This window comes from Pseudomonas sp. LBUM1651 (genome assembly GCF_059716135.1).
Genome location: NZ_CP166805.1, coordinates 5830616 through 5854276 on the forward strand (window position 1 = coordinate 5830616; position 23661 = coordinate 5854276).

General features: G+C 60.6%; 22 protein-coding genes and 1 pseudogene. 15 read left to right on the forward strand and 8 right to left on the reverse strand.

Annotated features, from left to right (window positions below):
* Window positions 1–62 precede the first annotated feature (62 nt).
* Genes ftsX through ftsY form a run of 3 tightly spaced genes read right to left on the reverse strand, consistent with a single transcriptional unit; the run spans window position 63 to window position 3267 of the window.
* Complete coding sequence (gene ftsX / locus ACA066_RS27350; RefSeq protein ID WP_497697349.1) at window positions 63–1085, reverse strand: permease-like cell division protein FtsX; 1023 nt, start codon at window positions 1083–1085, stop codon at window positions 63–65.
* On the reverse strand, window positions 1082–1753 hold the full coding sequence (ftsE, locus tag ACA066_RS27355; RefSeq protein WP_401120340.1) for a cell division ATP-binding protein FtsE: 672 nt from the start codon (window positions 1751–1753) through the stop codon (window positions 1082–1084). Before ftsE ends, ftsX begins: the two co-directional genes overlap by 4 nt.
* A complete protein-coding gene (gene ftsY / locus ACA066_RS27360) occupies window positions 1750–3267 on the reverse strand; it encodes a signal recognition particle-docking protein FtsY (RefSeq protein WP_497697350.1) in 1518 nt (505 codons plus the stop codon). Before ftsY ends, ftsE begins: the two co-directional genes overlap by 4 nt.
* 344 nt (window positions 3268–3611) lie before the next feature.
* On the opposite strand from ftsY, the gene ACA066_RS27365 reads away from it, so the two are divergent.
* Genes ACA066_RS27365 through ACA066_RS27385 form a run of 5 tightly spaced genes read left to right on the forward strand, consistent with a single transcriptional unit; the run spans window position 3612 to window position 8947 of the window.
* A complete protein-coding gene (locus ACA066_RS27365; protein WP_497697351.1) occupies window positions 3612–4967 on the forward strand; it encodes a M16 family metallopeptidase in 1356 nt (451 codons plus the stop codon).
* The gene (locus ACA066_RS27370) at window positions 4960–6450 is read left to right on the forward strand and encodes a M16 family metallopeptidase (RefSeq protein WP_497697352.1); all 1491 of its coding nucleotides are present in this window, start codon (window positions 4960–4962) and stop codon (window positions 6448–6450) included. Before ACA066_RS27365 ends, ACA066_RS27370 begins: the two co-directional genes overlap by 8 nt.
* Window positions 6450–7061, forward strand: coding sequence for a 16S rRNA (guanine(966)-N(2))-methyltransferase RsmD (gene rsmD, locus ACA066_RS27375; RefSeq protein ID WP_497697353.1), 612 nt, complete (start codon window positions 6450–6452; stop codon window positions 7059–7061). The genes ACA066_RS27370 and rsmD overlap by 1 nt, the downstream gene beginning before the upstream one ends.
* 55 nt (window positions 7062–7116) lie before the next feature.
* A complete protein-coding gene (locus tag ACA066_RS27380) occupies window positions 7117–8115 on the forward strand; it encodes a hydrolase (protein ID WP_497697354.1) in 999 nt (332 codons plus the stop codon).
* A gap of 4 nt (window positions 8116–8119) precedes the next feature.
* A complete protein-coding gene (locus ACA066_RS27385; protein WP_497697355.1) occupies window positions 8120–8947 on the forward strand; it encodes an AraC family transcriptional regulator in 828 nt (275 codons plus the stop codon).
* Between the two features lie 94 nt (window positions 8948–9041).
* Here the strand turns inward: ACA066_RS27385 and ACA066_RS27390 are convergent, their stop codons facing one another.
* Both ACA066_RS27390 and ACA066_RS27395 read right to left on the reverse strand, forming a co-directional pair.
* Window positions 9042–9896 (reverse strand): sulfurtransferase, encoded by an 855-nt coding sequence (locus tag ACA066_RS27390; protein ID WP_497697356.1) that lies wholly within the window; start codon window positions 9894–9896, stop codon window positions 9042–9044.
* A 32-nt stretch (window positions 9897–9928) separates the two neighbouring features.
* Window positions 9929–10600, reverse strand: coding sequence for a TetR/AcrR family transcriptional regulator (locus ACA066_RS27395; RefSeq protein WP_497697357.1), 672 nt, complete (start codon window positions 10598–10600; stop codon window positions 9929–9931).
* Window positions 10601–10728: 128 nt separating this feature from the next.
* On the opposite strand from ACA066_RS27395, the gene ACA066_RS27400 reads away from it, so the two are divergent.
* From ACA066_RS27400 to ACA066_RS27420, 5 genes are all read left to right on the forward strand, one after another.
* Window positions 10729–12177, forward strand: coding sequence for a coniferyl aldehyde dehydrogenase (locus ACA066_RS27400; RefSeq protein WP_497699969.1), 1449 nt, complete (start codon window positions 10729–10731; stop codon window positions 12175–12177).
* 28 nt (window positions 12178–12205) lie between these two features.
* Window positions 12206–12751 (forward strand): twin-arginine translocation pathway signal protein, encoded by a 546-nt coding sequence (locus tag ACA066_RS27405; RefSeq protein ID WP_497697358.1) that lies wholly within the window; start codon window positions 12206–12208, stop codon window positions 12749–12751.
* A gap of 187 nt (window positions 12752–12938) precedes the next feature.
* Window positions 12939–14534: a GMC family oxidoreductase gene (locus ACA066_RS27410; RefSeq protein WP_497697359.1), complete on the forward strand. Its 1596-nt coding sequence runs from the start codon at window positions 12939–12941 to the stop codon at window positions 14532–14534.
* 114 nt (window positions 14535–14648) lie between these two features.
* Window positions 14649–15128, forward strand: a complete 480-nt coding sequence (gene coaD / locus ACA066_RS27415; RefSeq protein WP_007945531.1) for a pantetheine-phosphate adenylyltransferase — start codon at window positions 14649–14651, stop codon at window positions 15126–15128.
* Window positions 15129–15300: 172 nt separating this feature from the next.
* Window positions 15301–15552, forward strand: a complete 252-nt coding sequence (locus ACA066_RS27420; RefSeq protein ID WP_008150569.1) for a YfhL family 4Fe-4S dicluster ferredoxin — start codon at window positions 15301–15303, stop codon at window positions 15550–15552.
* A gap of 135 nt (window positions 15553–15687) precedes the next feature.
* Here the strand turns inward: ACA066_RS27420 and ACA066_RS27425 are convergent, their stop codons facing one another.
* Genes ACA066_RS27425 through ACA066_RS27435 form a run of 3 tightly spaced genes read right to left on the reverse strand, consistent with a single transcriptional unit; the run spans window position 15688 to window position 17718 of the window.
* A complete protein-coding gene (locus ACA066_RS27425; RefSeq protein ID WP_497697360.1) occupies window positions 15688–16011 on the reverse strand; it encodes a multidrug transporter in 324 nt (107 codons plus the stop codon).
* A 49-nt stretch (window positions 16012–16060) separates the two neighbouring features.
* Window positions 16061–16873 (reverse strand): bifunctional DNA-formamidopyrimidine glycosylase/DNA-(apurinic or apyrimidinic site) lyase, encoded by an 813-nt coding sequence (gene mutM / locus ACA066_RS27430; protein WP_017341303.1) that lies wholly within the window; start codon window positions 16871–16873, stop codon window positions 16061–16063.
* A 29-nt stretch (window positions 16874–16902) separates the two neighbouring features.
* Window positions 16903–17718 (reverse strand): HDOD domain-containing protein, encoded by an 816-nt coding sequence (locus ACA066_RS27435; RefSeq protein ID WP_497699970.1) that lies wholly within the window; start codon window positions 17716–17718, stop codon window positions 16903–16905.
* Between the two features lie 339 nt (window positions 17719–18057).
* On the opposite strand from ACA066_RS27435, the gene ACA066_RS27440 reads away from it, so the two are divergent.
* The 5 genes and pseudogenes from ACA066_RS27440 (at window position 18058) to ilvD (ending at window position 23502) form a co-directional block, all read left to right on the forward strand.
* A complete protein-coding gene (locus tag ACA066_RS27440; RefSeq protein WP_017341306.1) occupies window positions 18058–19254 on the forward strand; it encodes a class I SAM-dependent rRNA methyltransferase in 1197 nt (398 codons plus the stop codon).
* A 202-nt stretch (window positions 19255–19456) separates the two neighbouring features.
* Window positions 19457–20653, forward strand: coding sequence for an MFS transporter (locus ACA066_RS27445; RefSeq protein WP_497697361.1), 1197 nt, complete (start codon window positions 19457–19459; stop codon window positions 20651–20653).
* Window positions 20647–20748 (forward strand): annotated as a pseudogene (locus tag ACA066_RS27450) (outer membrane lipoprotein carrier protein LolA); the annotation flags it as partial. The gene ACA066_RS27445 and the pseudogene ACA066_RS27450, both read left to right, overlap by 7 nt.
* Window positions 20749–20839: 91 nt before the next feature.
* A complete protein-coding gene (locus ACA066_RS27455) occupies window positions 20840–21298 on the forward strand; it encodes an REP-associated tyrosine transposase (RefSeq protein WP_497697362.1) in 459 nt (152 codons plus the stop codon).
* A 362-nt stretch (window positions 21299–21660) separates the two neighbouring features.
* Window positions 21661–23502, forward strand: a complete 1842-nt coding sequence (gene ilvD / locus ACA066_RS27460) for a dihydroxy-acid dehydratase (RefSeq protein ID WP_497697363.1) — start codon at window positions 21661–21663, stop codon at window positions 23500–23502.
* The last annotated feature ends 159 nt before the right edge of the window (window positions 23503–23661 follow it).

The window sequence follows — 23661 nt, forward strand, 5'->3', positions numbered from 1 at the left end:
TGACCGGAAACCAAAAGACAAGTTCCCATAAACGCTGAAAGGTCAATACGAGCAAAATGATACTACTTAGGCGCAAGCTCCCTCAGGTGGCGTGCGACTGCTATCCATGCACCGATATACCCCAACAGCACCGCGCCAAGCAAGAGCGACAGACCGTCGGCAACCGGCACGCCGGCCAGTGCGAAATCACTGCCGTACAAACCGGCCAGCCCGACCACCGCGTCGTTCAGCCAGTTCAGGCCGAACGCCAATACGCCCCAGGAAAGTATCCCCGCACCGAAACCATACAGCGCGCCCATATACAGAAAGGGCCTGCGCACATAGCTGTCAGTGCCGCCCACGAGTTTAATCACTTCTATCTCTGTGCGGCGGTTTTCAATATGAAGACGAATGGTATTGCCTATCACCAAAAGTAATGCAGAAACCAGAAGCACGGTCAGACCGAAGACAAAACGGTCACCCAGCTTGAGGATGGCTGCCAGACGCTCGACCCAGACTAGATCAAGTTGTGCCTGTTGTACCTTCGGCAGCTCGGAAAGTTTTTGTCGTAATGCTTCAAGCGCGGACTTGTCGACTTCGTTCGGCGTCACCAGCACCACGCCTGGCAACGGGTTTTCCGGCAATTCTTTCAGCGCCTCGCCCAGGCCGGACTGCTGCTGAAACTCTTCCAGTGCTTGATCCCGGCCGACATATTCAGCGTCAGCGACGCCTGGAATGCCTTTGATCTGATCGCGCAACGACTCGCCTTCAGCCGGACTGGCCTCAAGTTGCAGATACAGGGAAATCTGCGCCGCACGCTGCCAGGAGCCGCCGAGACGCTCGACGTTACTTAGCAAAAGTGACAGGCCCATCGGCAAGCTCAGCGCAACGGCCATCACCATGCAGGTGAAGAAACTGCCGATGGGCTGCTTGCCCAGGCGACGCAAACTGTCCAGCAGACTGGCGCGATGGCTTTCGACCCAGGCGCGGAACAGCGTAGCGAAGTCCGGGCCGTCGTCATCATCGCGTTTTTTCTTCTGTGGCTGCGGATCGGCGGCTTTCGGCGCCACGCGCTCGGAAACCTTGGGGCTGCGTGTCGCACTCATACGCCGGCCTCCCCATCGCCGATCAGTCGGCCGCGTTGCAGGGTCAGCATGCGATGACGCATGCGAGCGATAAGGGCCAGGTCGTGGCTGGCGATCAGCACGCTGGTGCCCAGACGATTGATGTCTTCGAACACGCCCATGATCTCGGCGGCAAGACGCGGATCGAGGTTACCGGTCGGCTCATCCGCCAGCAGCAACGCCGGACGGTGAACGATGGCGCGGGCAATGCCGACCCGCTGTTGCTGACCGGTGGACAGGTCGCCGGGGTATAAATCGGTTTTATCCGACAGCGCCACGCGTTCCAGGGCCGAATCCACACGCTTGGCGATCTCGGCTTTGGACAAACCAAGAATCTGCAACGGCAGCGCGATGTTATTGAACACCGTGCGATCGAACAGCAACTGGTGGTTCTGGAACACCACGCCGATCTGCCGGCGCAGGTAGGGAATCTGCGCGTTGCTGATGGTGGCGAGGTCCTGGCCGGCCAGCAGCAATTTGCCGGTAGTCGGACGCTCCATTGCCAGCAGCAGCCGCAACAAAGTGCTTTTACCGGCGCCGGAATGGCCGGTCACAAACAAGAATTCGCCCCGACGGACCCGAAAGCTCAGCTCATGCAAGCCGACGTGACCGTTCGGATAGCGTTTACCGACCTGTTCGAAACGAATCATGAACGCTCCCGCTCGGCAAAAAGTGCCTGGACAAAGGGTTCTGCTTCAAAAGTACGCAAGTCATCGATGCCTTCACCGACGCCGATGTAGCGAATCGGCAGGCCAAACTGCTTGGCCAGGGCGAAAATCACCCCGCCCTTGGCGGTGCCGTCGAGCTTGGTCAGCGCCAGGCCCGTCAGTTCGACGGTCTGGTTGAATTGCTTGGCCTGGTTGATCGCGTTCTGACCGGTGCCGGCATCGAGCACCAGCAGCACTTCGTGCGGCGCGTCGGCGTCGAGCTTGCCGATGACCCGGCGAACCTTCTTCAACTCTTCCATCAGGTTGTCTTTGGTGTGCAGACGACCGGCGGTGTCGGCGATCAACACATCGATGCCACGGGCCTTGGCGGCCTGCACGGCGTCGAAGATAACCGAAGCCGAGTCAGCGCCGGTGTGCTGGGCGATGACCGGGATCTTGTTGCGCTCACCCCAGACCTGCAATTGCTCAACCGCTGCCGCACGGAAGGTGTCACCGGCCGCGAGCATGACTTTCTTGCCTTCGAGTTGCAGTTTTTTCGCCAGTTTACCGATGGTGGTGGTCTTGCCGGCGCCGTTGACGCCGACGACCAGAATCACGAACGGCTTGTTCTGCGAGGTGATTTTCAGCGGTTGCTCGACGGGTTTGAGCATCGCTGCAAGTTCAGACTGCAGGGATTTGTAGAGAGCGTCGACATCCGCCAGCTCTTTACGCGCAACCTTTTGGGTCAGGCGCTGGATGATCACCGAAGTCGCTTCGACGCCGACGTCAGCCGTCAGCAAACGGGTTTCGATGTCTTCGAGCAGCTCGTCATCGATGATCTTCTTGCCGAGAAACAGGCTGGCCATGCCTTCGCCGATGCTGGCGCTGGTCTTGGACAGGCCTTGCTTGAGGCGGGCGAAGAAACCGGCCTTGGTTTCTTCGGTACGCGCAGGCTCTGCGGGTGTTTCGACTGGCACGACGGGTGCGGCGGCAACGGGAGCGACGACCGGCGCAGGCTCTGGCGCTTGAACAACAGGAGCAACCGGAACGGCCGGAGCAACGAATGCAGGAACCACCGGCTCTGGAACAACCGGCGCAGGCTCGGGCACAGTAACCGGCACAACAATCGGTTCAACCACCGGTGCCTGAATCGGCTCAGGCGCGAACGCAGTAGGCGCTGGAATCGGCGGGGTAATGTGCGGCGCCAATTCGTCTTCGACCAAAGCCACCGGTTCTTCCGCCACCGGCAATGTCAGCCACGGCTCGGCGGCTGGTGTCAGCGGCTGTTCGGCCACGACTTCAGCTTGCGCCTCAACCACCGGTTGCAGCACCGGCTCGGCATTTGGCAGGACAATCGGCGCCAGCTCTTCTTCTATGACAGGCGCCGGGGCTGGCTCAGGGAGTGGCTGTGGCTGTTCGACGACGGTTTCCTGCGGCTTTTTGCGCAGCCATCCGAACAGGCTTTTCTTCTCGCCAGCCGCAGCTGGGGCTTTCTTGTCGTCGTTGGAACCAAACATGGAGGACGGCTATCTCACGGTAGCGACGCGCCAAAGGGCGCCTCGGCAAGTAAATATTCGATGCAGAACAGACTGCGATTGACCCAGCTTGTTCACGCGCAACATTTTGTAGAGGTGCAAATGGCGCCTTACAAAAACGATTTCACGAAGGACTGATGCGGCAAAATCGGCGAAAAGGTGGAGTTTAGCTGATAAAACGTAGCCTTCTGCCGCAAACCCATACAACCTGATCAAACGCAATGGCCTGATAGGCGTGGCCGCCAGTAAAACGGATCAGTATCCTAGCACCCTCTCGCCCGCCGACGCTAAGACCAAGCGGGCAGCTCAACAGGTTTAAAAAACGAATGAATGCTCTAGCCCGCCGCGCTGCAGGCCTGCTGCTCAGCACAGTTTGTCTGCCACTTTCAGCCCTCGCTGCCGACCCGCAACCCACCCACGAATTCACCCTCGACAATGGCCTGAAGGTCGTCGTGCGTGAAGACCATCGTGCGCCGGTGGTGGTTTCCCAGGTCTGGTACAAGGTCGGCTCCAGCTACGAGACACCGGGGCAGACCGGTTTGTCCCACGCGCTGGAACACATGATGTTCAAGGGCAGCGAGAAAGTCGGCCCCGGCGAAGCCTCGCTGATCCTGCGCGACCTCGGCGCAGAAGAGAACGCCTTCACCAGCGACGACTTCACTGCCTACTATCAAGTGCTGGCCCGCGACCGTCTGGGCGTAGCCTTCGAGCTCGAAGCGGACCGCATGGCCAGCCTGCGCCTGCCGGCCGACGAATTTGCCCGCGAGATCGAGGTTATTAAAGAAGAACGTCGATTGCGCACCGACGACAAGCCGATGTCCAAGGCCTACGAACGCTTCAAGGCCATGGCTTACCCGGCCAGCGGCTATCACACGCCGACCATCGGCTGGATGGCGGACCTGGACCGCATGAAAGTCGAAGAGCTGCGCCACTGGTACCAATCCTGGTACGTGCCGAACAACGCCACGCTGGTGGTAGTCGGCGACGTGACCCCGGACGAGGTCAAAACCCTGGCCCAGCGCTACTTCGGTCCGATCGCCAAGCGTGAAGTGCCGCCGGCGAAAATCCCGATGGAACTGGCCGAACCCGGCGAACGGCAAATCACCCTGCATGTGCAGACGCAATTGCCGAGCCTGATGCTGGCCTTCAACGTGCCGAGCATCGCCACCGCCGAAGACAAACGTTCGGTCAACGCCTTGCGCCTGATCTCGGCCCTGCTCGACGGCGGCTACAGCGGACGCATCCCGACGCAACTGGAGCGCGGCGAAGAGCTGGTGTCCGGCGGTTCGTCGAGCTACGACGCCTACACCCGCGGCGACAGCCTGTTCACGCTTTCGGCAACGCCGAACATCCAGAAAAACAAAACCATGGCTCAGGTCGAAGCTGGTCTGTGGAAGCTGCTCGAACAGCTGAAAACCACCGCGCCATCGGCTGAAGAGCTGGAGCGCGTGCGGGCCCAGGTGATTGCCGGCCTGGTTTACGAGCGTGATTCGATCACCAGCCAGGCGACCGCCATCGGCCAACTGGAAACCGTCGGCCTGTCGTGGAAACTGATGGACACCGAATTGGCCGAACTGGAAAGCGTCACGCCAGAAGACATCCAGAAAGCCGCCAAGCTGTATTTCACCCGCGAACGTCTCAGCGTCGCCCATGTCCTGCCACTGGAGACGACTCATGAGTGAGCGTAAAAAACCACGCCTGGCCTTGATCGGTCTGATCGCTGTCGCGCTGATCGGATCTGCTGCGTTCTATTTCCTGAAGACCGACGAGTCCAACGCCAGCGAAGCCCTCGACAAGGCCAAGTCCAGCCAGAAGCTGCAATCGCTGGCCGAACTCGACGGCAAGGCGCCGAGTCGCCGCACGCTGGACGTGCAGACCTGGAACACGCCCGAAGGCGCCAAGGTACTGTTCGTCGAGGCCCGCGAGTTGCCGATGTTTGATATGCGCCTGATCTTCGCCGCGGGCAGCAGCCAGGACGGCGATGCGCCGGGACTGGCCGTGCTGACCAACGCGATGCTCAACGAAGGTGTGGCCGGCAAAGATGTCGGCGCCATTGCCCAGGGCTTCGAAGGCCTGGGTGCCGACTTCGGCAACGGCGCGTTCAAGGACATGGCATTGGCCTCGTTGCGCAGTCTCAGCGCCGCGGACAAACGCGAGCCCGCGCTGAAACTGTTCTCTGAAGTCGTCGGCAAACCGACCTTCCCCGCCGATTCGTTTGCGCGCATCAAGAACCAGATGCTCGCGGGCTTCGAATACCAGAAACAGAACCCCGGCAAACTGGCCAGCATCGAGCTGATGAACCGCTTGTACGGCGACCACCCGTATGCGCATTCCAGCGATGGCACGGCGAAAACCGTTCCAGCGATTACCCTGGCCCAGTTGAAGGCTTTCCATGAGAAAGCCTACGCCGCGGGCAACGTGGTGATTGCTCTGGTGGGCGACCTTTCTCGTGCCGAGGCCGAGGCGATTGCTGCGCAAGTCTCCAGCGCGCTGCCAAAAGGCCCTGCGCTGGCAAAACTGCCGCAACCGGTCGAGCCGAAAGCCAGCATCGGCCACATCGAGTTCCCCTCCAAGCAGACCAACCTGATGCTCGCTCAACTGGGCATCGACCGTGACGATCCGGATTACGCCGCCCTGTCCATGGGCAACCAGATCCTCGGCGGCGGTGGCTTCGGCACCCGTTTGATGAGCGAAGTGCGCGAGAAGCGCGGCCTGACGTACGGCGTGTATTCGGGCTTTACCCCGATGCAGGCGCGCGGCCCGTTCATGATCAACCTGCAAACCCGTGCCGAGATGAGTGAAGGCACGCTGAAACTGGTGCAGGACGTACTCGCCGACTACCTTAAAACCGGACCGACCGAGAAAGAACTCGATGATGCCAAGCGCGAACTGGCCGGCAGCTTCCCGCTGTCCACCGCCAGCAACGCGGACATCGTCGGCCAGCTCGGCGCGATGGGTTTCTACAACCTGCCGTTGAGCTATCTGGAGGACTTCATGCAGCAGTCCCAGAGCCTGACCGTCGAGCAAGTCAAAACCGCACTGAACAAACACCTGAGCACGGACAAAATGGTCATCGTCAGCGCTGGCCCGACCGTGCCGCAAAAGCCGTTACCGGCCCCTACTGATAAACCTGCCGAGCAGCCGCTCGGGGTTCCGGAGCATTAATGGCCACTCGTCCTAAAAAACCTGTTCACAACGTGCACAACGGCGTGAACCAACTTCGTATCATCGGCGGTGAATGGGGCAGCCGAAAGCTGAGCTTCCCCGATGCACCGGGCCTGCGCCCCACGCCAGACCGAGTGCGTGAAACCTTGTTCAACTGGCTCGCACCGTATGTGGCCGGGGCCAAGGTCTTTGACCCGTTCGCCGGCAGCGGCGCGTTGTTCCTCGAGGCGCTGTCCCGTGGCGCGGCGATGGGCCAGGCGCTGGACGCCAGCAACATCGCGGTCTCAAGCATCAAGGAACATCTGGGCACCCTGCGTTGCACCACCGGCCAGATTCAGACGGCCGATGCCCTGCGCTACCTGGAAACCCAGCCAGCGGTCGCCTACGACCTGGTGTTCCTCGATCCGCCGTTCAACCAGAACCTGTTGCCAGCCGTCTGCACCCTGCTCGAAGAGCGCCAGTGGCTGGCGAACGACGCCTGGGTGTACACCGAAAGCGAAACCGCACCCTCGACACTCGGTTTGCCGGCCAACTGGCGCCTGCACCGCGAGCAGAAATCCGGGCGCGTCTACTACTCGTTGTGGCAACGTATGGCAGAGATCGCCGGTTAACCGACCGGCCTGAAAAGGTGCGCACAGGTTGCGCACCGCTGCATCGAGAGCCATCGTGTCTTTTCCGCCAGAACGCTTCACCCCTGCCTTCGGCCTTGGCAACCCGCACTTGCAAACCTTGTGGGGACCGCTGTGGCGCAAAACCAAGCACATCGAACGCGAGCGCGAACGCGTGTGGCTCGAGGATGGCGACTTTCTTGACCTGGACTGGCACGGTCCGCACAGCGCCGATACGCCGCTGGTGCTGGTGTTGCACGGCCTGACCGGTTCTTCCAATTCACCTTACGTGGCCGGCGTGCAGAAGGCGCTGGGCGCCCAGGGCTGGGCCAGCGTTGCACTGAACTGGCGCGGCTGTTCGGGCGAACCGAATCTGTTGCCGCGCAGCTACCATTCTGGTGCCAGTGAAGACCTCGCCGAAGCCATCAAACACCTGCGGGCCAAACGACCGCTCGCGCCGCTGTACGCGGTCGGTTATTCCCTCGGCGGCAACGTTTTGCTCAAACACTTGGGCGAGACCGGCAGTGACAGTGGCGTGCTCGGCGCCGTGGCGGTGTCGGTGCCGTTTCGGCTCGATCAGTGCGCCGACCGTATCGGCCAGGGTTTCTCGAAGGTATATCAGGCGCACTTCATGCGTGAGATGGTCGCCTACATCAAGAACAAGCAACGGCAGTTCCAGCATGACGGGCGCGAGGATGGCCTGGCGAAGCTGGCCGCCCTGGGCTCGCTGGAAAACATGCGCACCTTCTGGGATTTCGATGGCCGGATCACCGCGCCGCTGCATGGTTTCACCGATGCACAGGATTACTATCGCCGTGCCTCAAGCCGCTATTTCCTTGGGGAAATTCGTACGCCGACGCTGATCATCCAGGCTGCCGACGACCCGTTTGTGTTTCCTCACAGCCTGCCGCAAGCCGAGGAATTGTCCGCCAGCATCCAGTTCGAGCTGCAAGCCAAGGGCGGGCATGTCGGCTTCGTCGATGGCACGTTCCGGCAACCGGGTTACTACCTGGAACGGCGCATCCCGCAGTGGCTGGCCGCCGTGGGTCGCGGGTAAACCGATGGATACCGATCAGGGCGAGTCGATCCGTTTCTGGCAAACGGCGCCGTTGGCCGGGGTCGAGTTGTTGTCCGCGCGCTACATCGAACACCGTTTTGCCCCCCATGTGCATGACGGTTACGTGATCGGCATGATCATGGCCGGCGCTCAGCGTTATCGCTATCGCGGCGCCGAACACTTGGCGGGCAGCGGCACGCTGGTGTTGATCAACCCGAATGAATTGCACACCGGCCACAAGGGCACGGAAGACGGTTGGCTGTACCGGGCGTTTTATCCCGACAGTGGGCAGATTCTCTCGCTGCTGACCGAGCTGGAACTGCCGACCCACACCTTGCCCGCGTTTGGCGCCACGCTGTATCGCGACCCCGATCTCGTGAAGGGTTTCTGCCAACTGCATCGGCTGCTCGAAACACCGTCAACCGCCCTGCAACAGCAGACCGCCTGGCGGGAAATGATGCTGTCGTTGCTGCAACGTCACGCCGCCGTCCCGGACGCCGGTAAACCCGGCAAGGAACACCGGGCGGTGACCCTGGCCAAGGAACTGCTGCAGGCGCAATTGACGGCGCCGCCGTCGCTGGAAGAACTCGCGGCAGCGGTGAACCTGTCCCCGTTCCACTTCGCCCGGGTATTCCGCCGCGCCACGGGCATGCCACCGCACACCTGGCTGATACAGCAACGCATCGCCCGGGCACGAGGGTTATTGCAGAGTGGATGTTTGCCGCTGGAAGTGGCCACGCAATTGGGGTTTGCCGACCAGAGCCACCTGAATCGGCAGTTCAAGCAGGTTTACGGGGTTGGGCCGGGGGCGTATCGCAGAGCACTATTGTAGGAGCCGGCTTGCTGGCGATAGGAACAATGCGGTCTGCCTGACTGACCGCGTTGCTCCTATCGCCAGCAAGCCGGCTCCTACAGGGACTTTGTGTTTACTCGCCTTTGGCGACGCCGCGCGCGGGGTCGTTGATCCACTCGCTCCAGGAGCCGGCATACAACGCCCCCAACGGATAACCCGCGAGGCACAAGGCGAACAGGTTATGGCACGCCGTCACGCCGGAGCCGCAGTACGCCACCAGATCAGTCGGCGAACGATTGCCCAGTTTCGCGGCAAACCGCTGCTTGAGCTGATCGGCCGGCAGGAAATGCCCGTCGCTTCCCAGGTTGTCGGTGAACGCCGCGCATTGCGCGCCGGGAATGTGTCCGGCAATCGGGTCGATGGGTTCCACTTCGCCCTTGAAACGCGGCAAGGCCCGGGCATCGAGCAGGGTCAGCGCGAGTTGGCCGAGACGTTGCTGAAGCTGTTCGGCGCTCAGGATCAGCGCATTGTCCGGCTTCCCGGTAAAGGTGCCACGTTCAACACCGGGAGCATCGAGACTCAGGGGCAAACCCGCCGCGTGCCAGGCTTTGAGTCCGCCATCGAGAATGAACACGCCGTCACGCTTGCCCAGCCAGGCCAGCAACCACCAGGCCCGCGCCGCGTAGGCGCCCGGACCGTCGTCATACAAAACCACTTCGCTGTCGGCGTTGATGCCCCAGGCCTGCAAACGCTCGATCAACGCTTCAGGCTCGGGCAACGGATGACGCCCGGTCACCCCTTTGACCACTGCCCCGCTCAAGTCGCGCTCAAGATCGGCAAAACTCGACCCGGCGATATGCCCTTCGGCATAGCTGCGCTGGCCGTAATCCGGGTCTTCGAGGGCAAAACGACAATCCAGAATCACCAGCCCCGGCTGCTCCTTTTTCAGGTCCAGTGCTTGCGGGCTGATCAATTGCGCAATGGGCATAACGGGCTCCAGTGATTAGGCGATGTCTGATCCTACTGTACTTCTTCCAGGGCTTGCGCCAACGGCACGTAAAACTCCTCGAACAAGGCGTTGACCTCATCGCGGGATTGATCCGTGACAAACCCGGCTTCCAGCACCAGCACCTGGTACACCCCACGCTTGATCGCCTGTTCGCTCAGGTGATTGGAGTTCTCCCGCGTGGTGCACAGGAAACGCACCCAGGAGGTCAGGATGATCCAGGCATTGAGGGTCAGGGATTCGATCTGCACCCGATCCATCTCCAGGATGCCGGCCTCGACGAACCCTTTGTAGATCGCCGTGCCCTGGATCACGCAGCGCTGGGAAAAACGCCGGTAACGGGCGGCCAGTTCCGGATCGCTGTCGAGCAAGTGTTCGAGGTCGCGGTGCAAAAACCGGTAGCGCCACATGGCTGCCAGCAACTCCTGGAGGTAGTAACGCTTGTCCTCCACCGTCGCGGCGCGCCCCTGGGGCGGGCGCAGGAAGCTGTCCACCAGGCTTTCGTACTCACTGAACAACACGGCGATGATCGCCTGCTTGTTAGGGAAGTGGTAGTACAGGTTGCCCGGGGAAATTTCCATGTGGGCAGCGATGTGGTTGGTGCTGATGCTGCGCTCGCCCTGCTGATTGAACAGCTCCAGGCTGTTCTGCACGATGCGCTCGCTGGTTTTGATCCGTGGGGCCATGGCTTGAGCTTTAATTCAGAGGGCGTTGACGGGCATCTTACGACCTATCCGCCCGAGGATAAAACAACGCGGCGCCAGGGTGGCATTTGACTTTATAGAGCATAGACTCTAAAAAGCTCTTCACAATAATAAATCCGGAGATGACCATGACTGCTGAAATTGCCTACCTTCAGAATCTGCAGCAGCCACTGGAAGAACTCCAAACCCTGTTCGACGCCCAGCGCGCAGCCTATGCCGCCAACCCGATGCCCCCCGCGGCGCAGCGCCAGCAATGGCTCAAAGCCTTGCGGGATGTGTTGAGCACTGAACGCCAGGCGCTGATCGACGCCATCAGCCAGGACTTCAGCCACCGCAGTGCCGATGAAACCCTGCTCGCCGAACTGATGCCGAGCCTGCACGGTATTCACTACGCCAGTCAGCACCTAAAAGGCTGGATGAAGCCTTCACGGCGTAAAGTCGGCGTTGCCTTTCAGCCCGCCTCGGCCAAAGTCGTTTATCAGCCGCTGGGCGTGGTCGGGGTGATCGTGCCCTGGAACTACCCGCTGTACCTGGCCATCGGACCTTTGGTGGGCGCCTTGTCGGCGGGCAACCGGGTGATGCTCAAACTCAGCGAATCGACCCCCGCCACCGGCTTGCTGCTCAAGGAATTGCTGGGCCGGATCTTTCCCGAAGACCTGGTGTGCGTAGTGCTCGGCGAGGCCGATATCGGCGTGGCGTTTTCCCGCCTGCGTTTCGATCACTTGCTGTTCACCGGCGCCACCAGCATCGGCAAACATGTGATGCGCGCAGCGGCCGAGAACCTGACTCCGGTGACGCTGGAACTGGGCGGAAAATCCCCGGCTATCGTTTCCCGCGATGTGCCATTGAAAGATGCCGCCGAACGCATCGCCTTCGGCAAGACGCTCAACGCCGGACAAACCTGCGTGGCCCCGGACTACGTGCTGGTGCCGGAAGACCGCGTAGGCTCTTTCATCGAAGCCTATCGTCAGGCGGTTCGTGGATTTTATCCGACCCTGGCTGACAACCCGGACTACACCGCGATCATCAATGACCGACAACTGGCCCGGCTCAATGGCTACATCAGCGATGCCACCAGCAAAGGCGCGCTGCTGATCCCGTTGTTCGACCTGGGTCAGGGGCGCCGCATGAGCCATAGCCTGCTGCTCAACGTGACTGACGACATGATGGTGATGCAGGACGAAATCTTCGGCCCTTTGCTGCCGATCGTTCCGTACAAGGATCTGGATGAAGCGTTTGCCTACATCAACCAGCGACCTCGTCCGTTGGCGCTGTATTACTTCGGCTACGACAAGCGCGAACAAAACCGCGTCCTGCACGAGACCCATTCCGGGGGCGTGTGCCTGAACGACACGTTGCTGCATGTTGCCCAGGACGACATGCCGTTCGGCGGCATCGGCGCCTCGGGCATGGGTCATTACCACGGCCACGAAGGCTTCCTGACCTTCAGCAAAGCCAAAGGTGTGCTGATCAAACAGCGTTTCAACGCGGCGAAGCTGATCTACCCGCCGTACGGTAAATCCATCCAGAAATTGATCCAGAAACTGTTTATCCGCTAACGATCAAATCCATCGGGTAATAACAATAATGAGCCCAGGCCTGTCCGATACACCCGCGCTGTCACGGCGCGGCCTGCTTAAATTCAGCCTCGGCGCGAGTGCTTTTCTGGCCACGGCTGGACTGGGTGCGAGCCTCAGCGGTTGTTCGTCGAGCATCCCGGCCAACGGTTTCGCGATGTTGCGCAGCGAAGATCTGCTGTTTTTGCGGGCGCTGATTCCGGTGATGCTCGATGGCGCGGTGGTCGCCGGGAAGATGCCGATGGCGGTCGACCAGACCTTGCACTGCCTGGATAACGGCCTGAATCACCTGTCGCCGGAAATGCTCAAGCTGACCCGGCAATTATTCGATGTGCTGGGGATGGCCGTGACTCGTGGGCCGCTGACCGGGATCTGGGGCAGTTGGGAAAACGCCAGCGCCGAAGAAATCCGGCATTTTCTTGATCGCTGGGAAAACAGCTCGTTGAGCCTGTTGCGCATGGGGCACAGCTCGTTGCTGCAACTGGTGATGATGGCGTGGTACAGCCGGGCTGAATCGTGGGCGCATTGCGGGTATCCCGGGCCGCCTGCCGTTTGAAACCGTGGCGCACGTAGCAATGCTAAACCTGTAGGAGCGAGCTTGCTCGCGATGGACGTTAACGATGACGCGTACTTTCTGGATGAACCGCGCCGCCCTCAGGTTCTTCGCGAGCAAGCTCGCTCCAGGGTTAGCGCTCCGACGAAACGCCAGCCACCTCACCAAAAAACAATAAGAGAACCCGAACATGCCCGTACCCGATCCGTTCCGCGAAGGCATCGCCCGCGGCTGGAAAACCTACAACGGCTCGCAACTGACCGGGGACCTGACCCTGGAAGCGGACGTGGCGATCATCGGCAGCGGCGCCGGTGGCGGGACGACGGCCGAAATCCTCAGCGCCGCCGGCTACAAGGTGTTGCTGATCGAAGAAGGCCCGCTCAAGACCAGCAACGACTTCAAGATGCTCGAAGACCAGGCCTACACCAGCCTCTATCAGGAAGGCATCGGCCGCATGAGCAAGGACGGCGCGATTACCATCCTTCAAGGCCGGGCGGTGGGCGGCACCACGCTGATCAACTGGACGTCGAGCTTTCGTACCCCGGACCCGACACTCGAACACTGGGCCTGGGAGCACGACGTCAAAGGCCACAGCCCGGCGGAGATGGCGCCATGGTTCGAGAAAATGGAACAGCGTCTCGGCGTCGCGCCGTGGATGGTTCCGCCCAACGCCAACAACGACGTGATCCGCAAGGGCTGCGAGAAGCTCGGTTACACCTGGCACGTCATCCCGCGCAACGTACGTGGCTGCTGGAACCTCGGTTATTGCGGCATGGGCTGCCCGACCAACGCCAAGCAATCGATGATGGTCACGACGATTCCGGCGACCCTGGAAAAGGGTGGCGAACTGATTTACCTGGCCCGCGCGGAAAAACTGGTGATCAAGGACGGCAAGGTCACAGGCCTGCAGTGCGTGGCGATGGACGACCGTTGCGTCGCCCCCACGGGCAAGACGATCACGGTCAAGGCGCGGCATTACGTGCTGGCCGGCGGTGGAATCAACAGCCCCGCGCTGCTGTTGCGCTCGGACGCGCCAGACCCGCACAAGCGGCTGGGCAAACGGACCTTCCTGCATCTGGTCAACATGTCCGCCGGGCTGTTCGACGAGGTGATCAACCCGTTCTATGGCGCGCCGCAGTCGATCTACTCCGACCACTTCCAATGGCAGGACGGCACGACCGGCAAGATGGCTTACAAACTCGAAGTGCCACCGCTGCACCCGGCGCTGGCGGCCACCCTGCTCGGCGGTTTCGGCAAGGAAAACGCGCAGCACATGGAAAACCTGCCCCACACCCACGCCATGCTGGCGTTACTGCGCGATGGTTTTCACCCGGACAGCCCCGGTGGCAGCGTCGAGTTGCGCGCTGACAACACGCCGGTGCTCGACTACCAGGTTTCAGCCTACGCCTGGGACGGTTTGCGCCGCGCGTTCCACAGCATGGCCGAGATCCAGTTCGCCGGTGGCGCCAACGCCGTCATGCCGATGCACGCCGACGCGCGCTACGTGAAAACCCTGGCCGAAGCACGCACGCTGATCGACGGGTTGAGCCTTGAGCTGTATCGCACTCGCTTGGGCAGTGCCCATGTGATGGGCGGTTGTGCCATGGGTGAAGACCCGAAAAACGCCGTGACCGACAGCCTTGGCCGGCATCATCAACTCAGCAACCTGTCGATCCACGACGGCTCGCTGTTCCCCACCAGCATTGGCGCAAACCCGCAACTGTCGGTCTACGGGCTGACCGCGCAACTGGCGACTTCGCTCGCCGAACGTTTGAAAAACCCGTGAAAGAGCGAATATTCCCATCGTCTATAGTGTTTTCTTACCCAACAGGCGACTTGGCCGACCGGGAAGGCTGCGATACCATCCGACTCCCCAACGGACTCCCGCCAGGACGACGCGATGAACCGAGTGTTGTACCCAGGTACCTTCGACCCTATTACCAAGGGCCATGGCGACTTGGTCGAACGCGCCGCGCGCCTGTTCGATCATGTGATCATCGCCGTCGCTGCCAGCCCGAAGAAAAACCCGTTGTTTCCCCTGGAACAGCGTGTGGAGCTGGCCCGCGAGGTCACTAAACATCTGCCGAACGTTGAAGTCGTCGGCTTCTCGACGCTATTGGCGCATTTCGCCAAAGAGAAGAATGCCAACGTGTTCCTGCGTGGTTTGCGCGCAGTGTCGGACTTTGAATACGAATTTCAGCTGGCCAACATGAACCGCCAGCTGGCGCCGGACGTGGAAAGCCTGTTTCTTACGCCGTCCGAGCGTTATTCGTTCATCTCCTCGACGCTGGTCCGTGAAATCGCGGCCCTGGGTGGCGATATCACCAAGTTCGTTCACCCTGCAGTGGCGGACGCCCTCACCGAACGCTTCAAGAAGTAAACTTGTAGGAGCCAGCTTGCTGGCGATGGACGTTAACGGTGACGAGGGCTGCCTGGATGAACGCGGCGCTCTCCCGTCCATCGCCAGCAAGCTGGCTCCTACAGCGCCAATGCGGCACAATTGCGCGCATTGGTTTATTGCGCCCGGGCCTTGCGCCCCGGCTGGAGTTAGCATGTCCCTGATCATCACCGACGATTGCATCAATTGCGACGTCTGCGAACCCGAGTGCCCGAACGCCGCCATTTCCCAGGGCGAAGAGATCTACGTGATCGACCCGAACCTGTGCACCCAGTGTGTCGGCCACTACGACGAACCTCAGTGCCAGCAGGTCTGCCCGGTGGATTGCATTCCGCTGGACGAGGCGCACCCGGAGACTGAAGAGCAGTTGATGGAGAAGTACCGGAAGCTTACCGGTAAGGCTTGAGTCATTCGGCGTCTGTGAAGGCGCCTTCGCGAGCAGGCTCGCTCCCACAGGGGTTTTATGATCGACGCAAATCCCCCTGTGGGAGCGAGCCTGCTCGCGATGAGGCCATCAAATACACCGAAGATGTAACTGGTTTCACTCCCGCTGCTCAAACCCCTCCCCGATACACCCCAGACACCGCACAAACGCCGCTTTCGCCGGATCAACCACCAGCGCCTGCCCCGCATCGCCGACATTGCCGCCCAGCGCGGTAAACGGCAACGACACCACAAACGCCCCCGCGCCGATCACCGTTGCCACGACCAGCAAGGGTCGGGCAATCAGCAAATCGCCGAGCATGGCGTAGGCCGGGGGGTTCTGGATGGTGTAGCGCGGATCACCGCTGCCGGCGTTTGCCGCCAGCACTGGCGTACCGACGCTCAGCAGCACAACGACGGCAGCGGTTCGAAGCAGGTTCATGGCTCGGTCCTGTAACAGTGAGAACACTGACTATAGACCGTAGGAGATATCAGCTCTGGCAGCGAGGGCAAAAGACGCTGGCGCGCTGCCCGAGTTTGACTTCCCGCAGCTCTGTTCCGCACACCTTGCACGGCTGACTGCCACGGCCGTACACGAACAGTTCCTGCTGGAAATAACCTGGCTGACCGTCGCCGCCGATAAAGTCGCGCAATGTGGTGCCGCCGCGCTCGATGGCGGCGGCCAGAATGCGTTTGATCTCGATGGCCAGCTTCAGATAGCGCGCCCGGGAAATGCTCTTGGCCTCACGGCGCGGGTCGATACCGGCCGCAAACAACGCTTCAGTCGCGTAGATATTGCCGACGCCGACCACCACCGCGTTGTCCATGATGAACGGCTTGACCGCCATCGAACGCCCGCGGGACTGCTGGAACAAGCGCTCGCCGTCGAACAGGTCGGTCAACGGCTCTGGCCCCAGGCGAATCAACAGTTCGTGGTTGAGCGGATCGAGGCTCCAGAGCATCGCACCGAACCGTCGCGGGTCGGTATAACGCAGCGCCAGGCCCGACTCCAGTTCGATATCCACATGCTCATGCTTGGCGGCCGGCATGCCGACTTCCACCAGACGCAGATTGCCCGACATCCCCAAATGACTGATCAACGTGCCCACTTCGGCATTGATCAGCAGGTACTTGGCGCGCCGTTCCACCAGCACGATACGCTGGCCGGAGAGGCGCACATCGAGGTCTTCAGGAATCGGCCAGCGCAGGCGACGATCACGTACGATCACCCGGCTGACGCGTTGGCCTTCCAGGTGCGGCGCAATACCGCGACGGGTGGTTTCGACTTCCGGCAGTTCAGGCATGATGCTCTCGAATCAGGCTCTCACCACACTCAGCGGTGAGTGCCGAGGTCGCGAATCGTTTGTTTGAGGGTTTCGAAGTCGTAGTCCGAAAGGCCCACGTAATCGAGTACCAGCGGCGCGATGGTGTTCCATTCATGGTCCTCGTTCTGGTTGCCCAGTACCCGGTAGGACGCACAAATGTGTTCGGCCATCTTCAGGATCGCCAGCAGGTTTTTCAGCTGGCTGTTGCGCAAAGACTCATCGCTGAAAATCGCCAGCGCATTGTGGTGATTGGCGATCGCGGTGCTCACGTGCTCCGGCAGACGCCAGGATTTGGCCGTGTAATAACCGACCACCGCGTGGTTGGTATTAAACACCCGATTTTCGGTGTCCACTATGCGGCATTCAGCACTGGCACTGGCGTAGGCTTCTTCCAGAACAGTCATATAGTTGGGGAAGCGTTGCAGCATCAACGGCACGCCGCAATCGTGGAACAGGCCCAAGGCATACGCTTCATCGCCCGCCTGGACGCCGATGCGCTTCGCCAGGCTCAGGCACGTCATCGCCACGTCCTGAGCGGTGTCCCAGAAACGGTTCAGGGTGACGATGGTGTCATCGTTCATTTCACCCTTGATCGACTGCGCGTTGATCAGGTTGATGATCGAACGGCTGCCCAGCAGATTCACCGCACGCTGGATCGAGGCGATCTTGTTGCTCAAGCCGTAATACGGCGAGTTGACGATCTTCAGCAATGCGCCAGAGAGACCCGGGTCCTGGGAGATCAGCTTGGCGATCACTTCCAGGTCCGGATCGGGCATGTACTGTTCCATCTGCAGATCCACCATGATCTGCGGCTGGGCCGGCACGCTGATGCCTTGCAGGGACTGTTGGATCTGTTCGGTGGTCAGCTCTTGGGACATAAGTACACACTCTGGGACAGGTGGCGATTCTAACCTTTATAAAGTTGGATCCGACACACCGGCCAGCATATAGGCCAAAGTTTCATTGTCGGCGTAGCATTTGAAATCGCCTTCGCGGGCAAGCCTTGCTCCTACGGGATATGTGTCGTGCGCAATTTCCGCGACCGACACAAATCCCATAGGAGCAGGCTTGCCCGCGAAGAGGCCATCAGCGTTTCATCGCCCACCCAGCCCGCCGCAAGCCTCAACACGCTATACTCCCGCTCTTTTTTCCGGAGCGACGTCATGTCCCTGCCTAGCCTGCGCCTCAAAGCCAACGCCGACCGTCGCCTGCGAAACGGCCACTTGTGGGTCTACAGCAACGAAATCGATGTGGCCGCCACCCCGTTGCACGGCTTCAAGGCCGGCGACCAGGCGATCCTCGAAGCTGCCGGCGGCAAACCGCTGGGCATCGTCGCCATGAGCCCGAACAACCTGATCTGCGCCCGCCTGCTGTCGCGCGACATCAAGTTGCCGCTGGACAAGTCGCTGCTGGTGCATCGCCTGAACGTCGCCCTGTCCCTGCGCGATCGACTGTTCGACAAGCCGTTCTATCGCCTGGTCTACGGCGACTCCGACCTGCTGCCAGGCCTGGTGGTCGACCGTTTCGGCGACATTTTGGTGGTGCAGATCGCTTCGGCCACCATGGAAGCGCATAAAGACGACGTGATCGCGGCCCTGACCCAAGTGCTCAAGCCAAGCGGCATTCTGTTCAAGAACGACTCCGCCGCCCGCGATGCCGAAGGCCTCAACCGCTACGTCGAAACCGTGTTCGGCCTGGTGCCGGAGTGGGTGGCGCTGGAAGAGAACGGCGTGAAATTCGAAGCCCCGGTCATCCAGGGCCAGAAAACCGGCTGGTTCTACGACCACCGCATGAACCGCGCGCGCCTGGCCCCTTACGCCAAAGGCAAACGCGTACTCGACCTCTACAGCTACATCGGCGGCTGGGGCGTGCAAGCGGCCGCATTCGGTGCCAGTGAAGTGTTCTGCGTCGACGCTTCGGCCTTCGCCCTCGACGGCGTCGAGCGCAACGCTGCGCTGAACGGTTTTGCCGAAAAAATGACCTGCATCGAAGGCGACGTCTTCGAAGCCCTGAAAGAACTGAAAGCCAGCGAAGAACGTTTCGACGTGATCGTGGCCGACCCTCCGGCGTTCATCAAACGCAAGAAAGACATGAAGAACGGCGAAGGCGCCTACCGTCGCCTGAACGAGCAAGCCATGCGCCTGCTCAGCAAGGACGGCATCCTGGTCAGCGCTTCGTGCTCGATGCACCTGCCGGAAGACGACCTGCAAAACATCCTGCTGACCAGCGCCCGTCACCTGGATCGCAATATCCAGATGCTGGAACGTGGCGGTCAGGGCCCGGATCATCCGGTTCACCCGGCGATTGCTGAAACCCGCTACATCAAGAGCATTACTTGCCGGTTGCTGCCAAACAGCTAATCGCAAAACACTGTAGGAGCGAGCTTGCTCGCGATGGTCTCCAACGATAACGCTGGATACCTGACCCTCGCGTAGTCTGTTCGTTTTTCGCGAGCAAGCTCGCTCCTACAATAGATTCGGAACAGTCCCACACCTCCTGCATTGACTTCCATGTCCATCAGGTCAACTCTCGGCCACCCCTCACGGATCGAGAGCGTTGTAGATGAACCCTTCCACGCACACCGCGAAAAAATCGTCGCTCATCCTGCTATTGATGACGATGACGCTACTGGGTGTATTCCCGCTGGACGTCGTACTCCCGTCCTTCCCAGCGCTCTCTGACTATTTCCGGACCTCAGCGTCCGACATTGCCCTTTCGGTCAGCCTGTTCGCCATTGGTCTTGCGCTATCGGTGGTACTGGTCGGACCGTTGTCGGATTTATGGGGGCGCAAGACCCTGTTGCTGACCGGTATCGCCATCTCGATGGTCGGTGCAACCGGTTGCCTGCTGTCCAGCGAATACAGCTGGTTCCTGGTGTTTCGAGTCATTCAGGCCGTGGGTTGCGGTTCCTTTGTGCTGTCGCAGGCGCTGATCCAGGATTTGTTCGTCGGCAAGGAACAGGAACGAATCAGGATCTGGATGACGACCGGCGGCGGGGTGTTCATTTCAATATCGCCGCTGCTCGGAACCTGGTTGCAAATGCATCTGGGCTGGGAGGGCAGCTTCTATGTCTTTATCGCATTGGCAGCGATTGTCTGGATAAAGGCTGGCGTCTTGCTCAAGGAAAGCCCACGCAGTCGGAATGCGGCGCCCGGGCGCTTTTTCAGTGCCTATTGGCGGCTGTGTTCCGACCTGCGCTTCATGGGTTATTGGCTCATTTCCGGCCTGGCCTTCGCCTGCCATTTTTCATTCATTGTCATGTCGCCGATCATTTTCATGGAACGCCTGGCACTCTCGCCCTACGAATTTGCCTGGGCATTGTTGTTGTATGGCGTGGCCTATGTGTTCGGCGGGGTAGTCGCCAGCGCGCTGCATCGGCGCCTGCCGGCCAACTCGCAGATAGTGATCGGCCTGGGGCTGATCGCACTGTCAGGGTTGGTCATGCTGTGGCTGGCGAATCAGTTCGGGCTCACGGCTGCGGCGGTACTGATCCCCATGCTCATTTGTACGGCCGGCACCACCATTGCCAGGCCTATCGCCAATTCCAAAGCCATGACCCTCTATCCACAGGATGCCGGCACGTCCTCATCGGTCGGCGGCGTAATGATCTTCATGTGCGGCGGCGTGATCAGCGTGGTGATCAATCTCGCGTCCGCAAATCTGACCACGGCCCTCGCCTTGTGTTTCCTTATCTTGAGCGCAGCGGGTCTGGCTGTGAACGCACTGATCACGCAGCGCAATCTGGCGATACACCTGTAGGAGCGAGCTCGCTCGCGAAGGTCGTCAACGATAACGCTGGCAGCCTGACACCCCGCGGCGCTCTCAGGTTTTTCGCGAGCGAGCTCGCTCCTACATGTCCATGACATATCCAGAACTACTGTCGCAACGACAACTGCCCGTCCCGCACCTACCGTTTCTCTTCACATCCAGGAAGAGGACAACGGAATGTCCAGCACGCCAAAAGCCCATTGCTTACGTATCGGCCGTCGCTCGGAGCCCGGCCGGGTCTATTTGCTGACCGCCGTTACTCATCAACGACAGCTGATATTCAAGGATTGGCGCATGGGTCGGTTACTGGTCAACGAGTTCAGAAGAGCTCAGGAAACCGGCACCGTTACTTCCCTATCCTGGGTGGTCATGCCGGATCACTTTCACTGGCTGATTGAGTTGCATAACGGCGATTTGCCGAAACTGATGCAGGTCACCAAATCCCGCAGTGCACGACTCATCAATCAGGAGCGAGGCTTTTCAGCGCCTGTATGGCAAAAGGGCTACTTCGACAGGGCGTTGCGTCGCGAGGACGATCTGAAAGCGTTGGCTCGATACATCGTTGCCAATCCATTGCGAGCAGGATTGGTCGAGCACATCGGCGAATATCCGCTGTGGGATGCAATCTGGATCTGACACACGGGCCAATGTAGGAGCGAGCTCGCTCGCGAAAAACGTCAACGATAACGCTGGCAGCCTGACACCCCGTGGCGCCCTCAGGTTTTTCGCGAGCAAGCTCGCTCCCACAGTACCGCCATCCACACGTCTCTTGGTTGCTGCCTCCATGATCGCGACCATTCCCTCCCGCCGCCAGCCGTGTAGAATCGCGACATTCATCGCCAGTCATCCCCCGGCGGGTTTATGAGCTCAAGCTGAAGCGCGCGGCGATCCCGCAAAGTTATCGGCAACTTCCGGACACACGGCCATTTCTGAGTGTTCCAGACGTCAATAGAAGCTCACTTCCCTTTTGATACCTGATTAGCCGCCCGGAGTGCTTCATGCCTGATTACCGCTCGAAAACATCCACCCACGGCCGCAACATGGCCGGTGCCCGCGCACTGTGGCGCGCCACGGGGATGAAAGATGACGACTTCAAAAAGCCGATCATCGCCATTGCCAACTCCTTCACCCAGTTCGTACCGGGCCACGTCCACCTCAAGGACCTGGGCCAGCTGGTCGCCCGCGAAATCGAACGCGCCGGCGGTGTAGCGAAAGAATTCAACACCATCGCTGTCGATGACGGCATCGCCATGGGCCACGACGGCATGCTGTATTCGCTGCCGAGCCGCGAGATCATCGCCGACTCCGTCGAATACATGGTCAACGCCCACTGTGCCGACGCCATCGTCTGCATCTCCAACTGCGACAAGATCACCCCTGGCATGCTGATGGCCGCCCTGCGCCTGAACATCCCGGTGATCTTCGTGTCCGGCGGCCCGATGGAAGCCGGCAAGACCAAACTGGCCAGCCACGGTCTCGACCTCGTCGACGCCATGGTGATCGCCGCCGACTCCAGCGCTTCTGACGAGAAAGTCGCCGAGTACGAGCGCAGCGCCTGCCCGACCTGCGGTTCGTGCTCCGGCATGTTCACCGCCAACTCGATGAACTGCCTGGTCGAAGCCCTCGGTCTGGCATTGCCGGGCAACGGTTCGACCCTCGCCACCCACAGCGATCGCGAACAGCTGTTCCTGCAGGCCGGTCGCACCATCGTCGAGCTGTGCAAGCGTTACTACGGTGAGAACGACGAATCGGTATTGCCGCGCAACATCGCCAACTTCAAGGCGTTCGAAAACGCCATGACGCTGGACATCGCCATGGGCGGTTCCACCAACACCATCCTGCACTTGCTGGCCGCGGCCCAGGAAGCCGAGATCGATTTCGACCTGCGCGACATCGACCGTCTTTCCCGTCACGTGCCGCAACTGTGCAAAGTCGCGCCGAACATCCAGAAGTACCACATGGAAGACGTGCACCGTGCCGGCGGGATCTTCAGCATCCTCGGTTCGCTGGCCCGTGGCGGCCTGCTGCACACCGACTTGCCGACCGTGCACAGCAAGACCCTGGCCGAAGGCATTGCCAAGTGGGACATCACCCAGACCGACGACGAAGCCGTGCATCACTTCTTCAAGGCCGGTCCGGCGGGCATCCCGACGCAAACCGCATTCAGCCAGTCGACCCGTTGGGAAACTCTGGACGACGACCGTGAAAACGGCTGCATCCGCAGTGTCGAGCACGCTTACTCGAAAGAAGGCGGCCTGGCCGTTCTTTACGGCAACATCGCGCTGGACGGCTGCGTGGTGAAAACCGCCGGTGTCGACGAGTCGATCCACGTCTTCGAAGGCAACGCGAAGATCTTCGAAAGCCAGGACAGCGCCGTGCGCGGCATCCTCGCCGACGAAGTGAAGGCCGGCGACATCGTGATCATCCGTTACGAAGGCCCGAAAGGCGGCCCGGGCATGCAGGAAATGTTGTACCCGACGTCGTACCTGAAATCCAAAAGCCTGGGCAAAGCTTGCGCACTGCTCACCGACGGTCGTTTCTCCGGTGGTACTTCGGGCCTGTCCATCGGCCACGCTTCTCCGGAAGCGGCTGCCGGCGGCGCGATTGGTCTGGTGCAGGACGGCGACAAAGTGCTGATCGACATTCCGAACCGCTCGATCAACCTGTTGATCAGCGACGAAGAAATGGCCGGGCGCCGTGCCGAGCAGGATCAGAAAGGCTGGAAGCCTGTGGAAAAACGTCCACGCAAGGTGACCACCGCGCTGAAGGCCTACGCCCTGCTGGCGACCAGCGCCGACAAGGGTGCGGTGCGTAACAAGGCGATGCTTGACGGGCTGTAAGCGTCAATCGCAGAAACAAAAATGCCCCGCCAAAGTGCGGGGCATTTTTTTGACCAATACACAGTTATCTGTAGGAGCGAGCTTGCTCGCGATGAACGCAAAGACACCGCGTTAAATCAGACAGTACGCGTTATCGTTAACGCCCATCGCGAGCAAGCT

Coding starts and splice junctions, on each gene's coding strand:
- ftsX (WP_497697349.1), bottom strand. CDS start 1,085: ATGAGTGCGACACGCAGCCCCAAGGTTTCCGAGCGCGTGGCGCCGAAA.
- ftsE (WP_401120340.1), bottom strand. CDS start 1,753: ATGATTCGTTTCGAACAGGTCGGTAAACGCTATCCGAACGGTCACGTC.
- ftsY (WP_497697350.1), bottom strand. CDS start 3,267: ATGTTTGGTTCCAACGACGACAAGAAAGCCCCAGCTGCGGCTGGCGAG.
- ACA066_RS27365 (WP_497697351.1), top strand. CDS start 3,612: ATGAATGCTCTAGCCCGCCGCGCTGCAGGCCTGCTGCTCAGCACAGTT.
- ACA066_RS27370 (WP_497697352.1), top strand. CDS start 4,960: ATGAGTGAGCGTAAAAAACCACGCCTGGCCTTGATCGGTCTGATCGCT.
- rsmD (WP_497697353.1), top strand. CDS start 6,450: ATGGCCACTCGTCCTAAAAAACCTGTTCACAACGTGCACAACGGCGTG.
- ACA066_RS27385 (WP_497697355.1), top strand. CDS start 8,120: ATGGATACCGATCAGGGCGAGTCGATCCGTTTCTGGCAAACGGCGCCG.
- ACA066_RS27390 (WP_497697356.1), bottom strand. CDS start 9,896: ATGCCCATTGCGCAATTGATCAGCCCGCAAGCACTGGACCTGAAAAAG.
- ACA066_RS27395 (WP_497697357.1), bottom strand. CDS start 10,600: ATGGCCCCACGGATCAAAACCAGCGAGCGCATCGTGCAGAACAGCCTG.
- ACA066_RS27405 (WP_497697358.1), top strand. CDS start 12,206: ATGAGCCCAGGCCTGTCCGATACACCCGCGCTGTCACGGCGCGGCCTG.
- ACA066_RS27410 (WP_497697359.1), top strand. CDS start 12,939: ATGCCCGTACCCGATCCGTTCCGCGAAGGCATCGCCCGCGGCTGGAAA.
- coaD (WP_007945531.1), top strand. CDS start 14,649: ATGAACCGAGTGTTGTACCCAGGTACCTTCGACCCTATTACCAAGGGC.
- ACA066_RS27420 (WP_008150569.1), top strand. CDS start 15,301: ATGTCCCTGATCATCACCGACGATTGCATCAATTGCGACGTCTGCGAA.
- ACA066_RS27425 (WP_497697360.1), bottom strand. CDS start 16,011: ATGAACCTGCTTCGAACCGCTGCCGTCGTTGTGCTGCTGAGCGTCGGT.
- mutM (WP_017341303.1), bottom strand. CDS start 16,873: ATGCCTGAACTGCCGGAAGTCGAAACCACCCGTCGCGGTATTGCGCCG.
- ACA066_RS27440 (WP_017341306.1), top strand. CDS start 18,058: ATGTCCCTGCCTAGCCTGCGCCTCAAAGCCAACGCCGACCGTCGCCTG.
- ACA066_RS27445 (WP_497697361.1), top strand. CDS start 19,457: ATGAACCCTTCCACGCACACCGCGAAAAAATCGTCGCTCATCCTGCTA.
- ACA066_RS27455 (WP_497697362.1), top strand. CDS start 20,840: ATGTCCAGCACGCCAAAAGCCCATTGCTTACGTATCGGCCGTCGCTCG.
- ilvD (WP_497697363.1), top strand. CDS start 21,661: ATGCCTGATTACCGCTCGAAAACATCCACCCACGGCCGCAACATGGCC.